Raw genomic sequence first — 23847 nt, 5'->3', positions numbered from 1 at the left:
TCGTGTTATAACCATTTACTATGACAACACTAAACGACTTACATTCGATTTCATCTTCGTTTTCGAATACTGATAAAATGCCGGTTTTGTTTTTAGGACACGGAAGTCCCATGAATGCGATTGAAGAAAATCAGTTTGTAACCGGTTTTCGAAATCTGGCAAAGACATTGCCGCAGCCTAATGCTATTTTGTGTATTTCGGCTCACTGGTTTACCAATGGTACCAAAGTAACAGCGATGCAAATGCCCAGAACGATTCACGATTTCGGAGGATTTCCACAAGCTCTTTTTGAGGTGCAGTATCCTGCAAAAGGAAGCCCGGAATTGGCTCAGGAGACTAAAAAAATATTAGAACCTGTTCATGTCGATTTAGACGAGCACTGGGGACTGGATCATGGTGCGTGGAGTGTGATCAAACACTTGTATCCGGAAGCGAACGTTCCTGTGATTCAGTTGAGTATTGATTATACGAAGTCAGGACAATATCATATTGAGTTGGCACAAAAACTGCAATCGTTACGCCGCAAAGGAGTTTTAATTATTGGAAGCGGAAACATTGTTCATAATTTGCGATTGGTCGATTTCCGGAACTTTGATAAAGACAATTACGGTTACGATTGGGCAATTGAGGCGCGGGAAACCATCAACAGTTACTTATTGGATGATAATTTTCAGCCTTTGATTGACTTCGAAAAAATGAATAAAGCAACCCAATTGGCAATTCCTACTCCCGAGCATTATTTACCATTACTGTATACTTTAGGATTAAAAGAAAAGTCGGAAGAACTTAGTTTGTTTAATGATAAATTATTAGCCGGTTCTTTAAGCATGACGTCGGTAAAAATAATGTAATGTGATTTTGTGAATCTCTGCGGGTTATTACGCAGAGATTCACAAAGACGCCACGGAGATTCGCTAAGATTATTTTCTCTTCTTCTAAGTTATATTGATCGAAATAACTGTCGGCGATTCTCAAGTAATTTGTTGCTAAATATTATATAAAAAGGTTTCTCGCAGATTTTGCAGATTTAGGCAGATTAAATTTGGAAAAATCTATTACGCATTCTATGATGAAAAATCTGCTGGATCTGCAAAATCTGCGTGAGAAAAATTACGCAGTACAAAAAAAAAACTCTGTGAATCTCTGTGGTATTTTTGTGAATCTCTGCGAAATCCTAATTTATGATTCTTTTTCTAAGTTATACGCATACAGATAACCGTCGGCACTTCCGAAGTAGACCGTATTGTTGCTGATAAATGGCGAAGAAACAATCGATCCCAGTTTGTACAATTCATCCATTGCTTTTTTATTGTTTTCATATATAGAAAGGTCTGTATAGTGCGCAGCGTGACCAGAATCTAATAAATCATTTTTTAAGACAGAAGCAGCAAATTGCTTACGGTTCTCAGTACTTATGGTTTTAGACTTTTTTCCGTTAGAAAGCAGATCTAAACTGAAAAAATTCCCTGTAAAATCACCAAAATAAATTGTACTTCCGGCTATAGCGGGAGAATCATAGATGTAACCATTCGTTTTAAATCGATATTTTTCTGCACCATTTCTGGTATCCAGAGCCAGTAGGGCGTAGGTGTCTGAAGTTCCTACATAAATTGTATTATTCTGAATAACTGCAGTACTTAAAACCCATGAATTTTCGGCATCGTATTTCCAAACCAATTTTCCGGTTTCGGCTTCAAGAGCAAAGAAGAATGGTTCTCTGGCTCCAAAAAAGACTTTTCCGTCAGCAACAGCTACTGAGGATTGGATTCCTTTAAAACCTGGTTTTGTTCCTGTTGCAAAGCGCCAGATCTCCTTACCGGTTTCTATGTTTAAGGCGTATAGAACAGCATCCCAGCCGCCAACGTAAATTTTATTCTGATCGATTACCGGAGTTCCGTGTACGGGGCCATTGGTTTTAAACTTCCATTTTAAACTTCCTGTTTTGGCATCCAGCGAATAAACATTTCCGTCACTACTGCCAAATAACACAACAGCTTGTTTTTCTTTTTTGTAAACTACAGGAGACGAAAGATAAAAACTCCATAAATCTTCCATGTATTGGGTTTCCGGCTTCAGTCCAAATATGCCTTTTTCTCCAAACCAATGTTCTCCACCGGTTTTAAATTTCCAGATTAATTTCCCGTTTTGAGTGTTTACCGCGTAATAATTTCCGTCAAAACTTCCAAAGAAAATAGTATTTTCAAAGATGCCGGGAGTGCTGTGGATAGCTCCGTTAGTTTTGAATTTCCACTTTGTTTTGCCTGAGTTTTCTTCAACAGCGTAAAGAAAACCATCTTCGCTGCCAATATAAACAATACCGTTTTTTGCAACCGGAGAGGAGAAAATTTTACCATCGGTTTTAAATTTCCATTTCAGGCTGGAAGCAGGCTGATATCCTTGTCCGTTGAAAATACGATCTGTAAAGGCATTGTTTATAGTAGATTTTTTTTGGCAGAAAGCCGAGGGAATAAAAGTTAAGTTTAACAAAAGCAAGGGCAAAATCAGGTGTTTTTTCATAGTGGTTTTTTCTGATAAATATAATGCATTTTTTAAGGGGCTGTTCTTCAGATTTGTAAATTACGACAAAGAATATTTTTTTTAAACTTATTAGTTTTGAATAGTTACATTTGTTTAGAAGTTTATAAAAGAAAAATAAAATGAAGATTATAGCTGTAATTCCGGCACGATATGCATCAACACGTTTTCCTGCTAAACTAATGCAGGATTTAGGAGGGAAAACCGTGATTTTAAGAACGTATGAGGCAACCGTCGCTACAAAATTATTTGACGATGTATTTGTGGTAACTGATTCCGATTTAATTTATAATGAAATTGTAAATCAGGGCGGGAAAGCTATTATGAGTATTAAAGAACATGAATCGGGAAGTGATCGAATTGCAGAAGCGGTTGCTGGTCTTGATGTTGATATTGTGGTAAATGTACAAGGAGATGAACCTTTTACTGAAGCCGGACCTTTAGAGCAGGTTTTGTCTGTGTTTAAAGACGATAGAGAACGCAAAATAGATCTGGCTTCTTTAATGCGTGAGATTACCGATGAAACTGAAATTAACAATCCGAATAATGTAAAAGTGGTGGTCGATCAGTCGCAGTTTGCTTTGTATTTTTCGAGATCAGTAATTCCGTATCCAAGAGATAAAGATGTTGGGGTACGTTATTTTCAGCACATCGGAATTTATGCTTTTAGAAAACAGGCTTTATTGGATTTTTACAGTCTGCCGATGAAATCTTTAGAAGCTTCTGAGAAATTAGAACAATTACGTTATTTAGAATTCGGGAAACGTATTAAAATGATAGAAACCACTCATGTCGGAATCGGAATTGATACTGCCGAGGATTTAGAAAAAGCAAGAGCTATTTTAAAGGATATTTGATTGAAGCAGGTTAAGCAGGAAGCTTGTAAAATGTGAGATGTGGAACCTGAAACCTGAAACTTGAAACTTCAAACCTGAAACTAAAAAAAAACTCCCCAAACGAAATATTTTCTTTTGGGGAGTTTTTGTATAATGAGCTAAATTCTTAGTATAAAGCTGGGTATTTAGAAGGGTTAACTTCGTGCATCATGCTGTAGACTTTTTCAAAAATATCTTCTGCAGAAGGTTTTGAGAAATAGTCACCATCAGTTCCGTAAGCTGGTCTGTGTTCTTTTGCAGCAAGCGTTTGCGGTTTACTGTCTAAATGATGGTAAGCATCCTGTTCTTCCATAATTTGCTGTAAAATAAACGCTGAAGCTCCACCAGGAACATCTTCGTCAATTACAAGCAAACGGTTGGTTTTGGCAATACTTTTTACAATATCCTTATTGATGTCAAAAGGAAGAAGAGACTGAATGTCGATAACTTCACAGTCAATGCCTAAATCTAACAATTCAACAGCTGCCTGCTCTACCAATCTTAGAGTCGATCCGTAAGAAACAAGTGTAATATCTGAACCTTCTTTTAGAGTTTCAACTACACCAATCGGCGTTTTGAATTCACCAAAGTTTAAAGGTGTTTTTTCTTTTAAACGGTAACCGTTCAAACATTCAATTACTAAAGCCGGTTCATCACACTCTAAAAGGGTATTGTAGAATCCTGCGGCCTGAGTCATGTTTCTTGGAACCAAAACGTGAATACCACGAATGGCATTAATAATCATTCCCATTGGAGAACCTGAATGCCAGATACCTTCTAAACGGTGTCCACGGGTTCTGATGATTAACGGTGCTTTTTGCTTTCCTACCGTTCTGTATTGTAATGTTGCCAAATCATCGCTCATGATTTGGATGGCATATAGTAAGTAATCTAAATATTGAATCTCAGCAATCGGACGCAGACCTCTTAAAGCCATTCCAATTCCCTGACCAATGATGGTAGCTTCACGGATTCCGATATCGGCAACACGAAGTTCTCCGTATTTTTCCTGCATACCTTCCAATCCCTGATTTACGTCACCAATGTTTCCAACATCCTCACCAAAAATCAAAGTCTCCGGGTATTTGGTAAATAAGGCATCAAAGTTATCACGTAAAATCATTCTTCCGTCCAGGTCTGCTTTCGCGTCTTCGGCGTATTTTGGAAGTACTTTTTCAACTGAAAATACATTTAAATCAGAATCAGAGTATAAGTTACTGCTGAATCTTGGTTGTGTAATTTCAATATAATTTGTAATCCAGTTGGATAATAAAACCTTACTGTTTGGTACTTCAATAAAACGCAATATCTTTCTTGCTATGGCAAGCATTTCCTTTTTTAAAGGTGATTTAATAGCGCTTAATTCCGAAATGTATTTTTGTATTCTTTCTTTATGATTGATGCTGGCTTCAGCAATTTGTCCTAATAAAGCCAAAAGATTTTTCTGATCTTCAATAATTGGATTGATGAAAGAATTCCAAGCCTCTTTTTTAGCTTCAAGAACCTCTTTTTTCAAGTCAAAATCAATTTCAGCTAATTCTTCCGGAGATGCAATGTTAATGGCAATCATCCACAAACGCATTTGACGAATACAGTCAAAATCTTTTTCCCAAGCCAGTCTCTCTGCGTTTTTATAACGTTCGTGTGAACCGGAAGTAGAATGTCCTTGCGGTTGTGTTAATTCGTTTACGTGAATTAAAACCGGAATATGTTCTTCACGTGCAATAGCACCGGCTCTTTCGTAGGTCGAAACCAATTCAGCATAATCCCAGCCTTTAACTCTGAAAATTTCATAACCTTTGGAATCCTCATCACGTTGGTATCCTTTTAAGATCTCAGAAATATTTTCTTTTGTGGTCTGATGTCTGGCGTGAACCGAAATTCCGTATTCATCATCCCAAACACTCATTACCATTGGAACTTGTAGAACTCCCGCAGCGTTTATAGTTTCAAAGAACAAGCCTTCAGATGTACTGGCATTTCCAATAGTTCCCCAGGCAACTTCATTTCCGTCTACTGTAAATTTATCTTTAATAGTAATTCCATCAACATTTCTGTAGATTTTGGAAGCCTGAGCCAATCCTAATAACCTTGGCATTTGCCCGGCTGTAGGAGATATATCTGCGCTTGAATTTTTTTGTTTTGTTAAATCTTTCCAGGAGCCGTCTTCGTTTAAACTATGTGTTACAAAGTGTCCTCCCATTTGTCTTCCGGCAGACATTGGATCAAAATCTAAATCGGTATGACCATATAAACCTGCGAAAAACTGTTTTGGAGTCAATTCGCCGATAGCCATCATAAAAGTCTGATCGCGGTAGTATCCGGAACGAAAATCTCCATTTTTGAAGGCTTTCGCCATAGCAAGTTGCGGAACTTCTTTACCGTCTCCAAATATTCCAAATTTGGCTTTCCCAGTCAATACCTCTTTACGTCCTAAAAGACTACATTCACGGCTCGTAACCGCAATTTTATAGTCGTTCATTACTTCAGTTTTGAAATCTTCGAAAGTAAGTGTAGTATTATTTTTTTCTTTAATCATAATCTCAAATGGGTAATGTTTCGGAGCAAAAATAATTAAAAAGTATCAATAATCATAATTCATTAAAGTAAATATAATTTAATTATATGTAATTAAATTGCTAAAACAGGGTGTGTTTTTTAAGTGATATTTAGTTTTTTTGTTTTTTTAGTGCGAATAATTTATGTTTTTATAACTAATTCATTCGATTAAAGCCATTTTCTAGTAAAAAGATTAAGTAATGTTTTTGGTGAAAATGTGACGATAAATCGTATTTTTTCACTGTATTTATTTTGCGAAATCTCCCATCCGTTATTAGAATAAACCGGAAAGTACAATTCAAAATAATCCGGAACTAAATTTAACCGGATACCACTATCATATCTGAAATTTTCGCTTTGATGCTTGCTTCTCATTAAACCTACATCTCCGTAAACCTCAATCCAGTTCCAAATAGCATAGCTCGCATTTAGGGTAGCCATCCATTGATTGGCATATCTTGGTGCTATTTTAGATTTAAAACCACCTTCGGCTATTATATATTGCTGACTGAAAATTCCGGTACTTTCTGATCTGCCGAAAAAATTGTAATCAAACATATAATCAGACGGTCGGTCTAAACCAAAACTAAAATAATCAGAGTTTGTTCGATTGTATAAAAAGCTTCCGGCGTACAATCTTAAATTTAGTTTGCGATTGTTTTCAAAAAGTCTTCTGTATTCAATTTCTGCAGCTACTTTTCCAAATTTTCCTGAGAACTGAACATCCGTCATAAAATTAAAATGATTTACCAGCTCCATTTTTGTATTAACGTAACGGGCATTAAAAACAGAATAATTTGGAGTGGAATTGTCTTTGATGTAAGTACTTGCTTCACGATTTACAATAACCTGTCTGAACATGATCAGTTGTTTTCGGTTATCTCTGAAATTTTCTTCACGTATTCTAAACTGTACCATCGGATTCAGTCTCAAATAGGTGGCGTCAGGAGCGTAGTGGTAATAATTTTGGCTTAGGGAATAGCGTACATTATATAAGGTGCTGTTTCGATAGTATTGATTCCAGGAAAATGAGGAAGAACCGGAAAAAGTTTTTGCATTAATGGAATAAGCCGGTTCGATATCAAACGTAAAAGGTTTGTCTAAAATTGTTTTGTTGTGAAGACGCATACCGGGAGTCAGACCGTCGTAATAGTTATAATTAAGAGTCGGTATGTATAAAATTTGATTGTAATAAGGGTCTTCGAGATCTTTGGCAAAATTAAATTTGATAGGACGATTAGTAATAACCAAACTTTTTATGGACCTCCAATTATTTCTTTGGTTGTATTCCGGAACCTCATTGTCATAGTTGATGACAATTTTGTCGGCATTTTTTCTTTCAAAAATATAGGTTGAATCGGCTGTTTTTGGTTCGACCCATTCTTTAAAAACAACTTCATTTTTATTAATTCCATATATAGGAATAGGAGCATAGATACCGGTTCTGTTTTTAATTCGAAAAGCGACAGTGTCTTTCGTTCTAGAAACATGGGTGAACTTATAATCGATGATGTCACGTGATCCTATAATGGTGTTAAAAAACCAGTCAATCTTTTTTGGACTTTTTTTGGTTAGTATTTTTTCTAAATCGTATCGGTTTGTTTGTTCCGTTTTATTTAAATCGTAGAATTCCTGCACACTTTCGGGAACAATATTGTGATTTAAATAATCATCTAAATAGCTAAAACTTAAACCTGCACGATATTTACTCGCGATTTGTTCGTTGAATTTGATTAAAGTATTTTTCGGATCACCCAAAGGCTGATCCAGATTTTTACGAGCCATTAACATATAGTAATAGCTGTATTGCTCGTTGAAAGTCAAATTAGTGATGTTAAAACCAGAAAAGAGTTTCATGTCAGAGAGCCTTCCAAGCATTTTTTGATCCAGATGATTTTCTTCGATGTACTTCATCATCGCATAAATCTGAATCCCGTCATAAACCCAGTTGTCTTTTCTGGGGTCCAGACGCAGACTGTTTTTAAGGTAGTTATTCAGATAGGTTTTCAGGAATGTAATTTCAAAAACAAATTCATCTGAAAACGGACTGATAAACGAAGGCAGCTGGTTCAGTCCGTAGAATGGATTTCGATCGTAATCTACCTGAGAAACAGTGATTCTTTGGTGTGGATACTTTCCAATAAAAGAGTTCGCAAAAGTAACTACTTTATTGATGATAATCGCACTCTGAATTTCGGTTAGTCTTTTGTTTTTAAGATTTGTAAGTACCTCAAGTGACCCGTTATCGTAACTTGTGAAACCATTTTGTTTTTCGATGAACAGACTAAAATCAGTTCTGTTTTTTCCTGAGAACTGGTACGTTTTAAAGGAAGAGTTAGTAGTGTCATTCGAAACCGGATTCAAATCAGTCGTTATAGCATACTGGTTGGGTATTTTTATTTCAAGTTCATAATCTGTACTTGCATTGGCAATATCGTCCAAATTGAAATTGTCGTATTTCATAAAACGGTGATTTTCAAAACGGGCAGGAGTTATGAACCAGTCTTTTAAATTCATTCCTCCATTTTGATCAAAACCATAACGAGTAAACTTGTCACTTGGTATTTTGGCAATATAAATTAAGTGCAAGTCAATTTTTTCTCCCGGACGTAATTTTTTATTTAGTTTTACTACGATATAATCGGGATTTTTTTCAGTTCTTTCCCATTCAAGTGCGGAATTGTCTGAATCAGTAAGACTCAAAACAGTTGTGCTCCCTCTTTCAGAAGTTTTTGCTAAGTGGAAACCTCTGTAAAATTCATCAGAAAATCGTCTGGCTAATGGTGTGTTTTTATCAGAAAAAGCATTGTTCCAATCGTTAAGAACTATTGAAATCAAAGAATCATTTGAAGTGTTGTGATAAGTGATATCCTGTTTGATATTCAGGGTTTTGAGTTCTATGTTGACAGCGACTTCCATCTTAGACTGATGTTGCGCATATTGTTTTATCGAGCTTAATAGAACAAAAAGATAGAATATAATTTTATAAAAAGATTTCAAGGATAGAGCAAATGATTAAAATTATAAATAAACTCACAAGTAAATAATGATTCTGGTTTTTTGTAAAAATAGTATAAAAAAAGCTGTTTAAAAAACAGCTTTTAATTTTTGTAGTATTTTATTTAACTGAATCATACACAGTACTATATTTGTCTCAGTTTTTAACGGTTAAGTACGAAATTTAAATTTTCAAATTCGTTTAAAAGACAGATGTCTCTATTAGAAATTTGGACTCAAATCGTACTTTTTGTAGAATTTATCCAATACGTCAACTACTTCGTCTTCAGTGTCTACAATTTTAAATAAGTTCAAATCTTCAGGGCTAACCGTGTGCATTTTTTCTACCAGTACAGTTTTAACCCATTCGATTAATCCTGACCAGAATTCAACTCCAACTAATATAATAGGGAATTTTCCAATTTTTTTAGTTTGAATCAAAGTGATGGCTTCGAACATTTCGTCAAGAGTTCCAAAACCTCCCGGCATTACCACAAAACCTTGTGAATATTTTACGAACATTACTTTTCTCACAAAGAAATAATCGAAATTAAGGTTTTTATCGTGGTCGATATAAGGATTGAAATGTTGCTCAAAAGGCAATTCGATGTTTAATCCAACCGAAGTTCCACCACCTAAGTGAGCTCCTTTGTTTCCGGCTTCCATGATTCCGGGACCACCTCCTGTGATAACTCCGTAACCTGCTTTACTGATTTTATAAGCAATTTTCTCGGCTAATAAATAGTATTTGTCTTCTGGTTTTGTTCTTGCCGAACCGAAAATCGATACACATGGACCAATACGCCCCATACTTTCGTAACCGTTTACAAATTCAGCCATGATTTTAAAAATCGCCCAGCTGTCATTCGTTCTGATTTCATTCCACGTTTTTTGTTTTAAACGGTCCTGAATTACTTTATCCTCATCATTATCAAAATCTTCTAATCTCATTTTAGGTATTTTATAATTTATATTATTTTAAAATTGTTCTCTTTTTAGCATGGACAAAAGAGTGGTGCCTGTTTACATATTTTTGATCGAATGGTTGTTTTTCTATCAAAAAAAGCACTGTCAAAATTTGAGATTTTGACAAAAAGGCTAGCTAAATTAAGCCTTTTTTTGTGAATTGGTGCAAAAAATAAAATTTATTAATTTAAATATAGCATCTAAATAAAAGGGGGTATTGAGTTGTTATTCATTATCAGTAAATTAAAACGGTTTTGTGGTAATTCTTTATCTTGTCTTAAAAGGTTTTGATTTACGGATAAATATATATCGTTCCTATGGAACTCTCTTCTGCGATGGTTTCTTTATTTCAACGGATTAAAATCCGTTGCTACAAATATGTTGTTCCTACGGAACTTATTCATGTGGTTGGTTTATTGATAACGGATTTTATTCCGTCATATCAAACAGGTGTAACATTAAAAGAGCCATAGGCTCGGTCAATATTGTAGCGATGGATTTTAATCCGTCGAATAAAATGGACATAACAATAAAAAGAGCCATAGGCTCGACCAAATATTATTTAGTTGATTTAATTTCAAAGGGAGACAAAAGTCATTGCCAAGGTTTTAAACCCTGGCAATGATATTTTTATTCTAATTCCTTTTTTAAAAATTTAGCGGTATAGCTTTTCTTGTTTTTAACTACTTCTTCGGGAGTTCCCTTGGCGATCAATTGTCCGCCACCTTTTCCACCTTCAGGGCCAATATCGATAATATAATCGGCAAGTTTAATCACGTCCATATTGTGTTCGATTACCAGGATTGTATTTCCTTTGTCTACCAATTTATTAATCACGTCCATCAAAACACGAATGTCTTCAAAATGCAATCCAGTCGTAGGTTCGTCCAGAATATAAAAGGTGTTTCCGGTATCTTTTTTGGATAACTCACCAGCCAGTTTGATGCGTTGTGCTTCTCCGCCGGATAATGTTGTGCTTTGTTGTCCGAGTGTAATATATCCCAATCCAACATCCTGAATAGTTTTTACTTTTCGATAGATTTTCGGAATGTTTTCGAAAAATGGAACTGCCTCGTCAACAGTCATGTTTAAAACATCTGAAATTGATTTTCCTTTGTATCGAATTTCGAGTGTTTCTCTGTTAAAGCGCTTGCCCTGACAGGTTTCGCACTCTACGTAGACATCTGGTAAAAAGTTCATTTCGATAGTTCTAACCCCAGATCCTTCGCAGGTTTCGCAGCGTCCGCCTTTTACGTTAAAACTAAAACGCCCTGCTTTATAACCGCGAATCATACTTTCAGAAGTCATGGTAAACAGGTTTCTAATCTCTGTAAAAACTTCAGTATAGGTCGCCGGATTCGAACGTGGAGTTCTTCCAATTGGACTTTGGTCGATATCTATTACTTTATCGATATGTTCTAATCCCTCAATTTTTTTATACGGTTGCGGTTTTTTAACACCATTAAAATAGTAAGCGTTTAAAATAGGATAGAGTGTTTCGTTAATTAGAGTTGATTTTCCACTCCCTGAAACACCTGTCACGCAAATCAATTGTCCTAAAGGCAATTCGATCGAAACATTTTTCAGGTTGTTTCCGGTCGCTCCTGTAAGTTTTAGTGATTTACCGTTTCCTTTACGGCGTTCCTTTGGAATCTCCAGTTTCATTTTACCGTTCAGGTATTGAGCGGTAATAGTATTAGATTTTAAGGTTTCTTTTGGAGTTCCAATGCTGATGATTTCACCACCATATTTACCGGCTTTTGGACCAATGTCAATTACATAATCGGCAGTTTCGATCATGTCTTTATCATGTTCAACCACAATAACCGAGTTCCCGATATCACGTAATTGTTCTAATGATTTAATCAATTTTTCATTATCTCTCTGATGCAAGCCAATACTTGGTTCATCCAGAATGTACAAAACACCAACCAGCTGTGATCCAATTTGAGTAGCCAGACGGATGCGCTGCGCTTCGCCTCCCGAAAGTGATTTTGAACTTCGGCTTAAAGCCAGATAATTCAAACCAACATTCATCAGGAAGTTTAAGCGATCCTTGATTTCTTTAACGACCTCTGAAGCAATAAGGAGTTGTTTGTCAGTCAGGTGGGTATGTAAATCCAGGAACCAGGTGGTTAAATCAGAAATATCCATATCACACAAATCAGTGATATTTTTTTCATTAATCTTGAAAAACAGAGCTTCCTTTTTCAAACGGGAACCTTCACAAACGGGACAATTAACTTCGTCCATGAAATCTTTTGCCCAACGTTTAATTGTAGTAGAGGCACTTTCGTCATACTGATTTTTGATGAAATGGGAAATTCCTTCAAAATCTATTTTGTAATCGCGGGTTACGCCAAGGTCTTTAGAATTTACGGTGAATTTCTCTTTTCCGCCATGTAGAATTGTATTCATGGCTTCTTCAGAAATTTTCTCAATAGGATCTGTTATTTTAAAACCATACTTTTCACCAATAACTTCTAATTGTTTAAATATCCATGAAGATTTGTATTCGCCAAGGGGAGCAAAACCTCCCGCTTTAATAGATAATTTCGGATTTGGAATAATTTTTTTGACATTGATTTCGTGCACCGTTCCTAAACCGTTACAATGTGGACAAGCTCCTTTGGGAGAGTTGAAAGAGAATAAATTAGGTTCTGGATTTTGATACGAAATACCCGTCGAAGGGCACATCAGATTTCTACTGAAATAGCGTACTTCATTAGTGTCCTGATCCAAAATCATCAAAACGTTTTCTCCATGGTGCATCGCCGTATTGATGCTTTCAGAAAGACGTTTCTGATTGTCTTCGGTATTTTCAATCAGCATTCTGTCGACTACAATTTCAATATCGTGCGTTTTGTAACGGTCTAGTTTCATTCCGGAAACTAAATCCTGAACTTCACCATTGACACGTACTTTTAGAAAACCTTGTTTGGTAATTTGCTGGAACAACTCTGCATAATGACCTTTTCTGGCCTTAATTACAGGAGCTAATATATTGATGCGTTTTCCGTTAAAATCCTGTATGATTAAATCTTTGATTTGCTCGTCAGAATAAGAAACCATTTTTTCTCCCGTATTGTAGCTGTACGCGTCGGCACCTCTGGCGTAAAGAAGTCTTAGGAAATCGTAGATTTCGGTAATAGTTCCAACAGTCGAGCGCGGACTTTTACTGGTTGTTTTTTGTTCAATTGCAATTACGGGTGAAAGTCCGTCGATTTTATCTACATCGGGACGCTCCAGGCCTCCAAGGAACTGTCTGGCATAAGCCGAAAACGTTTCTACATAGCGACGCTGTCCTTCGGCATAAATAGTATCAAATGCCAAAGATGATTTTCCCGAGCCCGACAGACCGGTAATAACTACCAGTTTTTCACGCGGAATTGAAATGTCTATATTTTTTAGATTATGAACTCTTGCACCAAGAACTTCAATAGTATTGTCTTTTTCTAACATAAATTTGAGCAAAAGGCAAAGTTACCACTTTGATTTGTTCTTTTTATACTGGATTGTAAAAGTTTATGTTACAAATAGTAACAAAAAACGCTAACCAAAGTTAGCGTTTTCTTTTGCGTGTAAGCATATATTCTTCGATGGCTTCTTTGGTAGTGTACCAGTTTCGGCCTTCTTTATAAGCATCTATTTTACCTGTTCTGGCAAGTAAACTTACATATTCCTGACCGTATGGGGTTTCAGGTTCGCTTACAATATCAGATATTTTTTGATAATCGTAATCGTTGCCCGGCATTGCATTTAGATAGATATTTAAAGTTCGTTCTAAAGCTTGACACATCAAAAGAGTTAATTTCTGATAATTGCCATTGTTTGCCTGATTAAGGGCTTCGTAATATTTCTTTCGGTCATTTTTTAGGATAATAGCCGGAGGAAAGCCACAACGCATTAGCAATAAATTCATACTTAAGCGCACTGTACGGCCATTTCCATCAAAAAAAGGATGAATCCAGACCAACTTATGATGATAAATCGTAGCCAATTCAATATCGTTGAGATCTAATGGATTTGTATTGATAAAATCAATTAATTCATCGAGATAATCTGAAACTTTGTTGGCATTGGGCGGCATAAAATTAGCTCCGGAGATACGGACACCTCCGTTGCGCAAACGGCCGGCAAAATCATCTTCAATAGAACGCAAAACTAATCCGTGAATCGACAAAATATCAATGCTTCGGAGTTTGTAGGTATCGTCTATAATTTCATACAGATAATCAATCGCCTTATCATGATTGTGGGTTTCAAAATGTTCCCGAAGCGATTTTCCTTTGATGGTAATGCCTTCCTGAATGACCATTTGTGTTTCGCGTAAGCTCATAGTGTTACCTTCGATGCTGTTCGAATTATAGGTCCATTCTAAAGATAAACTCTCTCTGATTTTATGCAAAGCAATGTTCGGCAGTGGTCTGCTGTTCTGCAGATCGAGCCTTTTTTGATACAATCGATCAAAGGTAGATTGAAATTCAGTTCTATATGTTAAGTCTATATCCCACATTACCCAACAAAAGTACTTCTTAATATCGGATAATCCAAAATTTTAACCTATCCGATATTAAGACTACTCAATTGTCATAGAACGCAGTTTGGTTCTATAGGCTTCAAGTGCTATAGATTTGGAGATGAAACCATAGTATTTTTCGTTTCGGATAACGGGAAGAAAGGCTGTTTTGGATTGTTCAAATTTACTCATTACAATTTCCATACTGTCAGAAGAAGAAATAGTAACTAGCGGTGTTTTCATTACATCTTTAATGGCAGTATATTTAACACGATAAGCATTAAATATAATTTCACGAATATCATTAAAATGAACAATACCAACAAGTTCTTTCTCATTGTTTACGACAGCGAAGACCACTTGGTTGGAGTGTGAGATAAGATCGACAAGTTTGCCTAAATTTTCATCCGGATGCACCGTTAGGTAGTCGCATTGGATGATCGAATCAATATCTAAGGTAGATAATATATTGGAATCCTTATTACTTGTAAAAGCGTGCCCTTTTTTAGCTAAGCCCTTAACGTCTAAGGAATATTTTTCAAAACGTTTTGAAATAGCGAAACTGATTGAAGATACAATCATTAGCGGAATCATTAAGCTGTAACCACCCGTAATTTCGGCAATTAAGAAAATGGCGGTTAGCGGAGCATGAAACAACCCACTTAAGATTCCGGCCATTCCAACCATTGTAAAATTACTAATAGGAAGTTTTGATAGACCAATTAGACTAATAAACTTAGAGAAAAAGTACCCCAAATAGGACCCAAGAAATAGAGAGGGAGCAAAGTTACCACCATTTCCGCCGCTTCCGAGGGTAAGTGCCGAAGCAAAAACTTTGACCATCATGGTGCATCCTACAAACAACAGTAAAACCCACTGATTGTTTCTGAAATCTTCAAATAAAGTATTGTTTAATATTTTCCCCGGATCAGTTTCAGATAGCGTTTTGATACTCTCGTAACCCTCACCAAATAATGTTGGAAAAATAAAAATAAGTAAGGCCAATAGCGAAGAGCCTATTAAGGCTTTTTTATAGGCTCCTATTTTTAGACTGGCAAAATAATGTTCAATTTTTTGAAAATTTCGGGCATAATAAACAGCCATGAAACCAGTTAGTATCCCTAAAAGAACATAAAACGGAATATTATGATAATTAAAAGCTTCCTGTTTTTTGAAAGATAATAAAATGGTTTCGTCTAAAACGATAGCAGAAACTAAAGCGCCTGTTGCAGCCGAGATCATAATAGGAGTAAAGGCAGAAATGCTTACGTCTACCAGTAAAACTTCAATGGCAAAAAGAACTCCTGCAATAGGAGCATTAAAAGCCGCAGCAATTCCGGCAGCAACACCACAGCCAATGAGCAAAGTCCTATCCTTATAAGGGAGTCTGTAATTTTGGGCGAAATTCGATCCAAAAGCAGCTCCCGTAATCACAATAGGACTTTCCAAACCTGCAGAACCTCCCAGACCAACCGTTAACGAACTAGTAACGATTTGTGCATACATTTGTTTTCTGGGAATTATACTTGCTTTTTTTGCAACGGCATATAGTATTTGTGAAGTCCCTTTTTCGATGCTACCGTTCAAAACCCTTTTGATCACAAATACAGTAAGTACAATACCGATAATCGGCAGGATACTATTAATAAAGCTTAGTTTTAAAATTCCGTTGATATAAGTGGCAAATGAAAAAACACTATGGGCAAAAGTTTTTAAAACAATTACCGCCAAAGAGCAGGAAATACCAATTAAAACGCTTGACAGGAAAATAAATTGCTTCGGGGTCATTAACGATTGTCCTAAAGCGATAATGTTTTCTAGTTTTCTAAAATATTTTTTTAGCATGCCGTTTGTAAATGGTTAGGGAAATACAAATTTACTCTATAATGTTATAAATAAATACAAATAAAGAACTAAATTAAAAACCTACTGCTGTATCGTCTCCACGAAAATCAGCCCCGCCTTCAAGAGAATTGTCCGGAAGAATCAAAATACAATCCAGTTTACCAATTACGGGAGCGTTTTTTTCATTGATCAGATATCCTTTTGCTTTTAGCTTGTCAATTGTAACGTTGCTAAAGGCACCAGGTTCAAATGTAATAAGATCCGGAAGCCACTGATGGTGAAAACGTGGAGCATTAACGGCTTCCTGCATGCTTAAATTATATTCATATACATTCAAAATTGCCTGTAATACCGAGGTGATAATAGTCGATCCGCCCGGAGTACCTACTACCATAAAGAGTTTACCGTTTTTTTCGACAATTGTTGGAGTCATTGAGCTCAGCATTCTTTTTTGAGGAGCAATACTGTTCGCTTCATTTCCTACCAGGCCAAACATATTAGGAGATCCCGGTTTTGCACTAAAATCGTCCATTTCATTGTTTAAAAAGAAACCTAATTCATCACAGTAGTATTTTGATCCAAAGGCATCATTTATGGTTGTAGTAGCGGCAACGGCATTTCCTTGTGCATCCACGATCGAATAATGAGTCGTTTCGGTACTCTCATTGTACGTTACTTTTCCTTCTTTAATTTCAGAAGATAAACTCGCTTTTTCAGCATTGAAACTCGACATTCTGTCTTTTAAATAGGCATCAGACAATAAAGCATTCATCGGAATTTTTACAAAATCCGGATCGCCTAAAAACTGACTTCTGTCCGCATAAGCTCTTCGTTCAGCTTCAACGATCACCTGAATGGATTCCGGAGTATTGTGTCCCATTTTGGATAAATAAAAAGGACTAATCATTTTCATAATTTGAGCCAGACAAATTCCGCCGCTGCTTGGTGGTGACATGGATGTTATTTTCAGTTCTTTATAATCAAACTGTAATGGTTTTCTCCATTTGGCTTCGTATTTTTCTAAATCTTTAAGAGTTATGATTCCTCCTTTTTTCTGGATATAATTTACTAAAGTTTTAGCAGTCTGACCTTTGTAAAATTCATCTTTTCCGTTCTTTTGAATACGCTTCAAAGTGCTGGCCAGAGCGGCATATTTGATTGTATCATTTTCCTTAAATTTTCCTGCCATAAGGGTATTCGGTCCATTTACTTTTACAATAGCGTCATGATAAGCTTCCAGTTGCTTTTGCTGTTTTAAGGTTACGATCACACCTTTTTCGGCAAGGGCAATAACAGGTTTTAAAATTTCAGACATCGGAAGAGATCCTAGTTTCTTATGAACCGCAAAAACTCCGGCAACAGTACCAGGAACTCCAATCGCTAAAGCTGTTTCGGTGCTTTTTCCTTTAATGACATTTCCGTCTTTATCAAGGAACATGTCTTTTGTTGCAGCCAGTGGTGCTTTTTCACGATAATCCAATGATCCAACTTCACCATTGGCTTTTCGGTAAACCATAAAACCGCCACCGCCAATATTTCCTGCATACGGAAAAGCAACAGCCAGTGCCAGTTCGGTACCCACCATTGCGTCAAAGGCATTACCGCCTTTTTTCATGATATCTGCCCCAACTTTAGAAGCTTCTGCACGTGCCGAAACCACCATCGCTTTCGAAACTACGAGTCCGGTTGGCTTTATTGGGTTTTGCTGTGCAGTACAGCTAATATAGATCAGCGTAAATAAGAAAGTTATTTTTTTCATGTTGATGTAAAATTAAAAGGTATTATTTGGTGCTTTTGTTTGGTAAAAAGCAGTATTAAAGAGACAGTAATTTTTGATTGGCCTGGTTTTTCATATCCTCAAAGAAGAGCGTGAACTCATGTTCAAATTCCGGATAGAATTCCTTTAGTTCAGCACTAGCAAATTGCATGTTGGATTGGTTTTTTGATCTCCTTCGGTCCATCTGAGTTAAAATCTGATGTATTCCTTCAACAGTCTGATAACTCAAAAGCCAGTTTTGTTTGATCATATACGGCATCATATCTTGTGTTTTTTCAGTCAGGATAGGATAGTTTTCATGCAGCGATCTGTAAAATTGATTCACAAAACGATCTAGTTTTTCATCGGAATACTTTTCCCAGTTTTTGGCTAAAAAATGGTCGTAGACAATATCAACAATTACGCCTGCATAATGATGGTATTTCTCATGTAAACGTTTGGTACTTTGTCTGAAAACATCATGAGAATCAGTATAAGTGTCTATAAAACGATGTAAAAGAATTCCTTTTTGAACATCTTCCGGAAAATGTTCAAACTGTTTACCGCGAATTCCATCGGCCATAAAGTTGCCAATTTTAATCAAATCATTTTCACCTGAAAGATAGATATGAGCTAGGAAATTCATGTGTTTTTAAAGTTTGTGAGGTTCTTAGTTGTGAAGACACTGCGTAATTTTAGTAAAAGTATAAAAACTTTTTGACATCGTTTTAATGAATGACAGATAGCTTCATGTTTAAAATCTGAAAACTTAGAATCTTAGCACCTTAGAATCTTAGTAACTTTTCTATATTTGTGATAAAAAAATAACCATAACTCACAAAAATGACTTTAATAAAATCAATTTCAGGAATACGAGGAACAATCGGTGGAAAAGTAGGAGATAACCTGACTCCTGTTGATGCTGTAAAATTTGCATCAGCCTACGGTACTTTTTTGAAAAACAACACATCAAAAGAAAAATTAACGGTGGTGATTGGTCGTGACGCAAGAATTTCAGGACCAATGATTCACAATCTTGTAGTTAATACGCTAATAGGTTTAGGAATTAATGTAATTGATTTAGGACTTTCTACAACACCAACAGTAGAAGTAGCTGTTCCGTTAGAAAAAGCAGACGGAGGGATTATTTTAACGGCTTCTCACAATCCGAAACAATGGAACGCTTTGAAATTGTTGAACGCAAAAGGTGAGTTTTTAAGCGGAGAAGAAGGTGCAAAAATTCTTGAAATTGCAGAAGCAGAGGCTTTTGATTTCTCAGATGTTGACAGCTTGGGTGAGATTACAATAAACGATGCTTATATGGATATTCATATCGACGAGGTTTTGAATTTGCCTTTGGTTGATGTTGAAGCTGTAAAAGCGGCAAAATTCAAAGTAGTTGTTGATGGTGTAAATTCATCAGGAGGAATTATTATTCCAAAATTATTGGAACAAATGGGTGTGGAGGTCGTAAAATTATACTGCGAACCAAACGGACATTTTCCTCACAATCCGGAACCATTAAAAGAGCATTTAACGGATATTTCGGAATTAGTAGTGAAAGAGAAAGCGCATTTAGGAGTAGTTGTTGATCCGGACGTTGATCGTCTGGCTTTTATCTCTGAAGATGGGGAAATGTTTGGGGAAGAATATACTTTGGTAGCCTGCGCTGATTATGTGTTGAGTAAAACTCCGGGGAATACAGTTTCGAACATGTCATCCTCCCGTGCTTTGCGCGATGTAACTGTTGCTCATGGTGGGAAATACGAAGCAAGTGCTGTAGGTGAAGTAAACGTGGTAGCGTTAATGAAGAAAAACAATGCTATTATTGGAGGTGAAGGTAACGGTGGAATTATTTATCCGGAATCTCATTACGGAAGAGATAGTTTGGTGGGAGTTGCTTTATTTTTAACCCATTTGGCAAATAAAAAGATGTCAGTTTCGGCATTGCGTGCTTCTTACCCGGAATATTATATGAGTAAAAATAAAATTGAATTAACACCACAAATCGATGTTGATGCAATTTTAGAAGCCATGACCGAAAAATATAAAAACGAAGATATCAGTACAATTGATGGTGTGAAAATTGATTTTGCTACTGAATGGGTTCATTTAAGAAAATCAAACACGGAGCCAATCATCAGGATTTATACAGAAGCTCCTTCTCAGGAAAAAGCCGACGTATTGGCACTTCGAATTATTGATGAAATAAAAGCGATCGCAGGAATTTAATGTGCATTCTTATAACAAACAAAAAACACCTTTTTCATATTGAAAAAGGTGTTTTTTTATTTTGAAGACTCAAAAGTGAAAAGCGAAAAAGTATTTTAGGTTTGAACACCAAAAACTCACAAGTCACATTTTACATCTCACATTTCATAAAAAAATTACTCTATCCTGTGTTTCCATCTTTTGTGCGTCCATAAATAGAATTCAGGTGCTTCATAAATTTGTTTTTCCACTTCTCTTAAATACTTTTCAGTAATATCAAAGTTCTCATAATCATTCGGATTATCGGCGATTGGTACAAAGGTCGCTTCGTAATACCCTCTGGCTACTTTTTTTACTTTTACAAAAATAACACTCAGATCGTATTTTTTGGCTAGCATTTCGGCACCTGTATGCACTGGAACTTCAATTCCCATAAATTTCATCGAATGGAAAATTCGGTCCAGTTTAGGCGATTGGTCGCTGGCTAAACCGTACATACTTAAAATTCCGTTACGCTGGTTTTGAGCCATTGTTGGAATCGCTTTTCTGGTTTCGACTAGTTCCGTATCGTATTTAGAACGTATTTTTCGAACCAATTTATCAAAGTAGGGGTTGGCCACTTTTTTATAGACTGCTATACCCTGAAAAGCAATTTTAGTGTTCATGGTTAAAAGCCATTCATAACTGGCGTAGTGCGCAGCTACCAGAATGGTACTTTTACCTTTTTTCGCATACTCGTTTACAATCTCAATATTCGTAGTCTTAAATCTTCTTTCCATTTCTTCAGGTGAAATGCTCATCGTTTTGATCATTTCCAGAAACATGTCGCACATGTGACTATAGAATTTCTTTTCGATTTCTTTTCGCTCAGCATCGTTTAAATGTGGCAAAGTAAGTTTTAAGTTTTCACGTACTACTTTTTTGCGATAGCCTACGATTCTGTAAATCAGAAAACAAACAAAATCAGAAAACCAGTAAAATATTCGGAATGGGAGAATAGAGATAAGCCATAGAAAAGGATAGGCTATTATATAAACGAGAAATTGCATGTATTGTTTTTTTTACAAATATAAAGCAAAAATGAATTACGAGCGATATTTTGAATTGATGCTAACATATGTTTAAGAATGATTATATTTACAATTCACATTAAAAGTTTTTTATGAATACCATTTTGATTGGAATTATAGTTGCCAATGTTTTGATTAGTTATCAGGGTTTCAACAATCTTGCTTTTTTTAGAAAATATGAGTTTCATGTAGGAAGTATTCGCTCAGGAGAACAAATAAGAATGCTTTCATCCGGTTTTTTACACGCCGATATGATGCATTTGCTTTTTAATATGCTTACACTTTGGTTTTTTGCTCCGGTGGTACTGCAATGGCTGGGTAATTTTTCTTTTCTGTTAATTTATTTCGGGAGTTTAATTTTCGGGAGTTTATTAACGATGCTGTTTCATAAAAACGATTATAGTTACCGTGCAGTAGGGGCATCTGGTGCGGTGACAGGAGTTTTATATTCCGCGATATTGTTACAGCCGGATATGATGTTGGGAATCTTTTTTGTTATACCAATGCCGGCTTATTTATTTGGAATTTTATATTTATTGTATTCGATATACGGAATGAAGGCGAAAAATGATAATATTGGACATACAGCACATTTTGGAGGTGCAATTGGCGGATATTTCATAACTTTGATTAAAGAACCTTCCTTGTTTGTAGATCATAGCTTAATGGTAATATTGTTGGCAATCCCAATTTTGATCCTTTTTGTGATGGCTAAATTGGGGAAATTGTAACAATGGCACAACTTTTGAAAGGTCACTAATCAAATAATTTAAATATAATAAAAATGAAGAAAGTAGTATTATTTTTAACCATCATGTTTATGTCTATGTCTTACGCACAAGAAGTCAAACAAATTCCTCAAATCAATGTAAGTGGTGAAGGAAAAGTAAAAATAGCACCAGATCAGGTTTGTATTTCAGCTACGGTGGAAACAAAAGGGAATAATGCTAAAGATGTCAAAAAACAAAACGACGAAAAAATTGACGCTGTTTTGAAATTTATTAAAAAAATGAATGTTCCTGTTGCTGATTACAAAACGAAACAAGTTTCGCTTAATCCGCAATACGATTACGAAAAAAAGAAAACAAGTTATAATGCTACTCAGACTGTAGAAATTGTATTGAAAGATTTATCTAAGTACGATGAAGTAATGGAAGGTTTGGTACAACAAGGAATCAATCGTATCGATAATGTTTCTTTTGAATCTTCTAAATTAGCACAACACCAATCAGAAGCTCGTAAATTAGCGATTAAAGATGCTAAGGCAAAAGCGGAAGACTACGTTTCAGTTTTAGGACAAAAAGTAGGTAAAGCGATTGCAATTTCAGACAATTCTCAAGTATACAATCCTAGACCGATGTATGCAGCTATGAAATCAATGGCTATGGATACTAACGGTGGTGCTGAACATGAAACGCTTGCAGTTGGAGAAATTGAAATTACAGCAAATGTAAATGTAAGCTTCGTTTTAGACTAGATCTGATAAAAGAATAAATTTCAAATCCCAAATTCCAAATTTAAAACTGGAGTTTGGGATTTTTTGTTTTAACTACTTCTTAGATATCATAGCAAGATATTTTTTTGATGCCGGGAGTTTTATAATTTAAAAAAGCTTTGCGGTAAAGGAAGCATTGCATAACCCGTTTAATACCATCTATCGCTCTGAAAGAGCCTTAGCTCTAGCATAGTGCGAAGCACTATGAAAGGGATATTGATAATGATTGTTTTAGCCCTGAAAGGGCACAAGCCTAATCCCAAAGAAGAGAAATTGATTTATATTATGTTTTCGAAAGAGATTTTTCTCTACTTATAGCTGTAATGAAGGTGCATCAACAAAATTACTTTTCAATTCTTCAGGCAAATATGGTCTGCCTCCGGTAGCGGGAATACAGGTTCCTGTAAATACAGCCGTAGCCATTGTTTTTCCGTTTTTTATAATCGATTGTTTGAAATGCAAACGCGGTAATCCCTGAGCATCGGTATAAACAGCACAAGTAACATCAAAATTGTCGTCTTTTTTTAGCGAGCGGATAAATTTGATACTGTATTCGGATAAAACCATAAATACGCCATTTTGAGCCTGTTGCACAAAATCAAAACCTAAAACCTCCCGAACAAAGTCATGACGGCATTCTTCCATATAAAAAGGGTAATATAAACCGTCCATAATGCCTTGTATGTCTATGTGTGCGTCCGCAGCAGTGTAATTTTTTGAGTATTCCATAATGTAATTAAAGTTAGAACTGTTTGAACGTATTTTCTTATTTTATATTGTTGCGTTTGAATCATTTTATCAGATTAGAATCCCGGATTTATAAAAGTGAAAATACAAAGCATTCAAAACCAATTTGTAAACTTCATTTAGGGGCTCTTTTTTAGTGTTTGTGATAAAAAAAACTTCTCAATTTTTAAACTGAACTTTGAAAAATAGAAGATAAGTTGTGTTAAAAAATCGTGTCGCCCTGAAAAACAATAATATAATATCATTTCATACTAATATAGCATAAAGATAAC

16 protein-coding genes are annotated in these 23847 nt (G+C 35.7%); 5 read left to right on the top strand and 11 right to left on the bottom strand.

Annotated features, from left to right (window positions below):
- Nucleotides 1-20: 20 nt before the first annotated feature.
- A complete protein-coding gene (gene ygiD, locus BHE19_RS21725) occupies nucleotides 21-851 on the top strand; it encodes a 4,5-DOPA-extradiol-dioxygenase (RefSeq protein ID WP_070908844.1) in 831 nt (276 codons plus the stop codon).
- 328 nt (nucleotides 852-1179) lie between these two features.
- Here ygiD and BHE19_RS21720 read toward each other — a convergent pair whose 3' ends face one another.
- Nucleotides 1180-2517 (bottom strand): outer membrane protein assembly factor BamB family protein, encoded by a 1338-nt coding sequence (locus BHE19_RS21720; RefSeq protein ID WP_070908843.1) that lies wholly within the window; start codon nucleotides 2515-2517, stop codon nucleotides 1180-1182.
- Between the two features lie 140 nt (nucleotides 2518-2657).
- Here BHE19_RS21720 and kdsB point away from each other — a divergent pair, with 140 nt between their 5' ends.
- A complete protein-coding gene (kdsB, locus tag BHE19_RS21715) occupies nucleotides 2658-3392 on the top strand; it encodes a 3-deoxy-manno-octulosonate cytidylyltransferase (RefSeq protein WP_070908842.1) in 735 nt (244 codons plus the stop codon).
- A gap of 145 nt (nucleotides 3393-3537) precedes the next feature.
- Here the strand turns inward: kdsB and BHE19_RS21710 are convergent, their stop codons facing one another.
- The 8 genes from BHE19_RS21710 to BHE19_RS21675 form a co-directional block, all read right to left on the bottom strand.
- Nucleotides 3538-5949 (bottom strand): alpha-ketoacid dehydrogenase subunit alpha/beta, encoded by a 2412-nt coding sequence (locus BHE19_RS21710; RefSeq protein WP_017496655.1) that lies wholly within the window; start codon nucleotides 5947-5949, stop codon nucleotides 3538-3540.
- 188 nt (nucleotides 5950-6137) lie between these two features.
- Nucleotides 6138-8888: a gluzincin family metallopeptidase gene (locus BHE19_RS21705; protein WP_070908841.1), complete on the bottom strand. Its 2751-nt coding sequence runs from the start codon at nucleotides 8886-8888 to the stop codon at nucleotides 6138-6140.
- A 300-nt stretch (nucleotides 8889-9188) separates the two neighbouring features.
- On the bottom strand, nucleotides 9189-9917 hold the full coding sequence (locus tag BHE19_RS21700; protein ID WP_017496653.1) for an LOG family protein: 729 nt from the start codon (nucleotides 9915-9917) through the stop codon (nucleotides 9189-9191).
- A gap of 645 nt (nucleotides 9918-10562) precedes the next feature.
- Nucleotides 10563-13394, bottom strand: coding sequence for an excinuclease ABC subunit UvrA (uvrA, locus tag BHE19_RS21695; protein WP_070908840.1), 2832 nt, complete (start codon nucleotides 13392-13394; stop codon nucleotides 10563-10565).
- Between the two features lie 100 nt (nucleotides 13395-13494).
- Nucleotides 13495-14448: a Fic family protein gene (locus BHE19_RS21690; protein ID WP_070908839.1), complete on the bottom strand. Its 954-nt coding sequence runs from the start codon at nucleotides 14446-14448 to the stop codon at nucleotides 13495-13497.
- A gap of 63 nt (nucleotides 14449-14511) precedes the next feature.
- Entirely contained in the window at nucleotides 14512-16296 is a 1785-nt protein-coding gene (locus BHE19_RS21685) for a chloride channel protein (protein WP_070908838.1), read from the bottom strand.
- A 73-nt stretch (nucleotides 16297-16369) separates the two neighbouring features.
- The gene (gene ggt / locus BHE19_RS21680) at nucleotides 16370-18055 is read right to left on the bottom strand and encodes a gamma-glutamyltransferase (RefSeq protein ID WP_070908837.1); all 1686 of its coding nucleotides are present in this window, start codon (nucleotides 18053-18055) and stop codon (nucleotides 16370-16372) included.
- Nucleotides 18056-18110: 55 nt separating this feature from the next.
- A complete protein-coding gene (locus BHE19_RS21675) occupies nucleotides 18111-18698 on the bottom strand; it encodes an acyl carrier protein phosphodiesterase (RefSeq protein ID WP_070908836.1) in 588 nt (195 codons plus the stop codon).
- A 197-nt stretch (nucleotides 18699-18895) separates the two neighbouring features.
- On the opposite strand from BHE19_RS21675, the gene glmM reads away from it, so the two are divergent.
- Nucleotides 18896-20284, top strand: a complete 1389-nt coding sequence (gene glmM / locus BHE19_RS21670) for a phosphoglucosamine mutase (RefSeq protein ID WP_070908835.1) — start codon at nucleotides 18896-18898, stop codon at nucleotides 20282-20284.
- A 155-nt stretch (nucleotides 20285-20439) separates the two neighbouring features.
- On the opposite strand, the gene BHE19_RS21665 is transcribed toward glmM, so the two are convergent.
- On the bottom strand, nucleotides 20440-21312 hold the full coding sequence (locus BHE19_RS21665; RefSeq protein ID WP_070908834.1) for a lysophospholipid acyltransferase family protein: 873 nt from the start codon (nucleotides 21310-21312) through the stop codon (nucleotides 20440-20442).
- A gap of 113 nt (nucleotides 21313-21425) precedes the next feature.
- On the opposite strand from BHE19_RS21665, the gene BHE19_RS21660 reads away from it, so the two are divergent.
- A complete protein-coding gene (locus tag BHE19_RS21660) occupies nucleotides 21426-22064 on the top strand; it encodes a rhomboid family intramembrane serine protease (protein WP_017496644.1) in 639 nt (212 codons plus the stop codon).
- A gap of 53 nt (nucleotides 22065-22117) precedes the next feature.
- Entirely contained in the window at nucleotides 22118-22810 is a 693-nt protein-coding gene (locus tag BHE19_RS21655; RefSeq protein ID WP_017496643.1) for an SIMPL domain-containing protein, read from the top strand.
- A 330-nt stretch (nucleotides 22811-23140) separates the two neighbouring features.
- Here BHE19_RS21655 and BHE19_RS21650 read toward each other — a convergent pair whose 3' ends face one another.
- On the bottom strand, nucleotides 23141-23557 hold the full coding sequence (locus BHE19_RS21650; RefSeq protein ID WP_070908833.1) for an acyl-CoA thioesterase: 417 nt from the start codon (nucleotides 23555-23557) through the stop codon (nucleotides 23141-23143).
- Nucleotides 23558-23847: the final 290 nt, after the last annotated feature.

Source organism: Flavobacterium tructae, from assembly GCF_001853485.1.
Lineage (GTDB): Bacteria > Bacteroidota > Bacteroidia > Flavobacteriales > Flavobacteriaceae > Flavobacterium > Flavobacterium tructae.
This window is presented reverse-complemented; position numbering and strand designations above follow the sequence as displayed.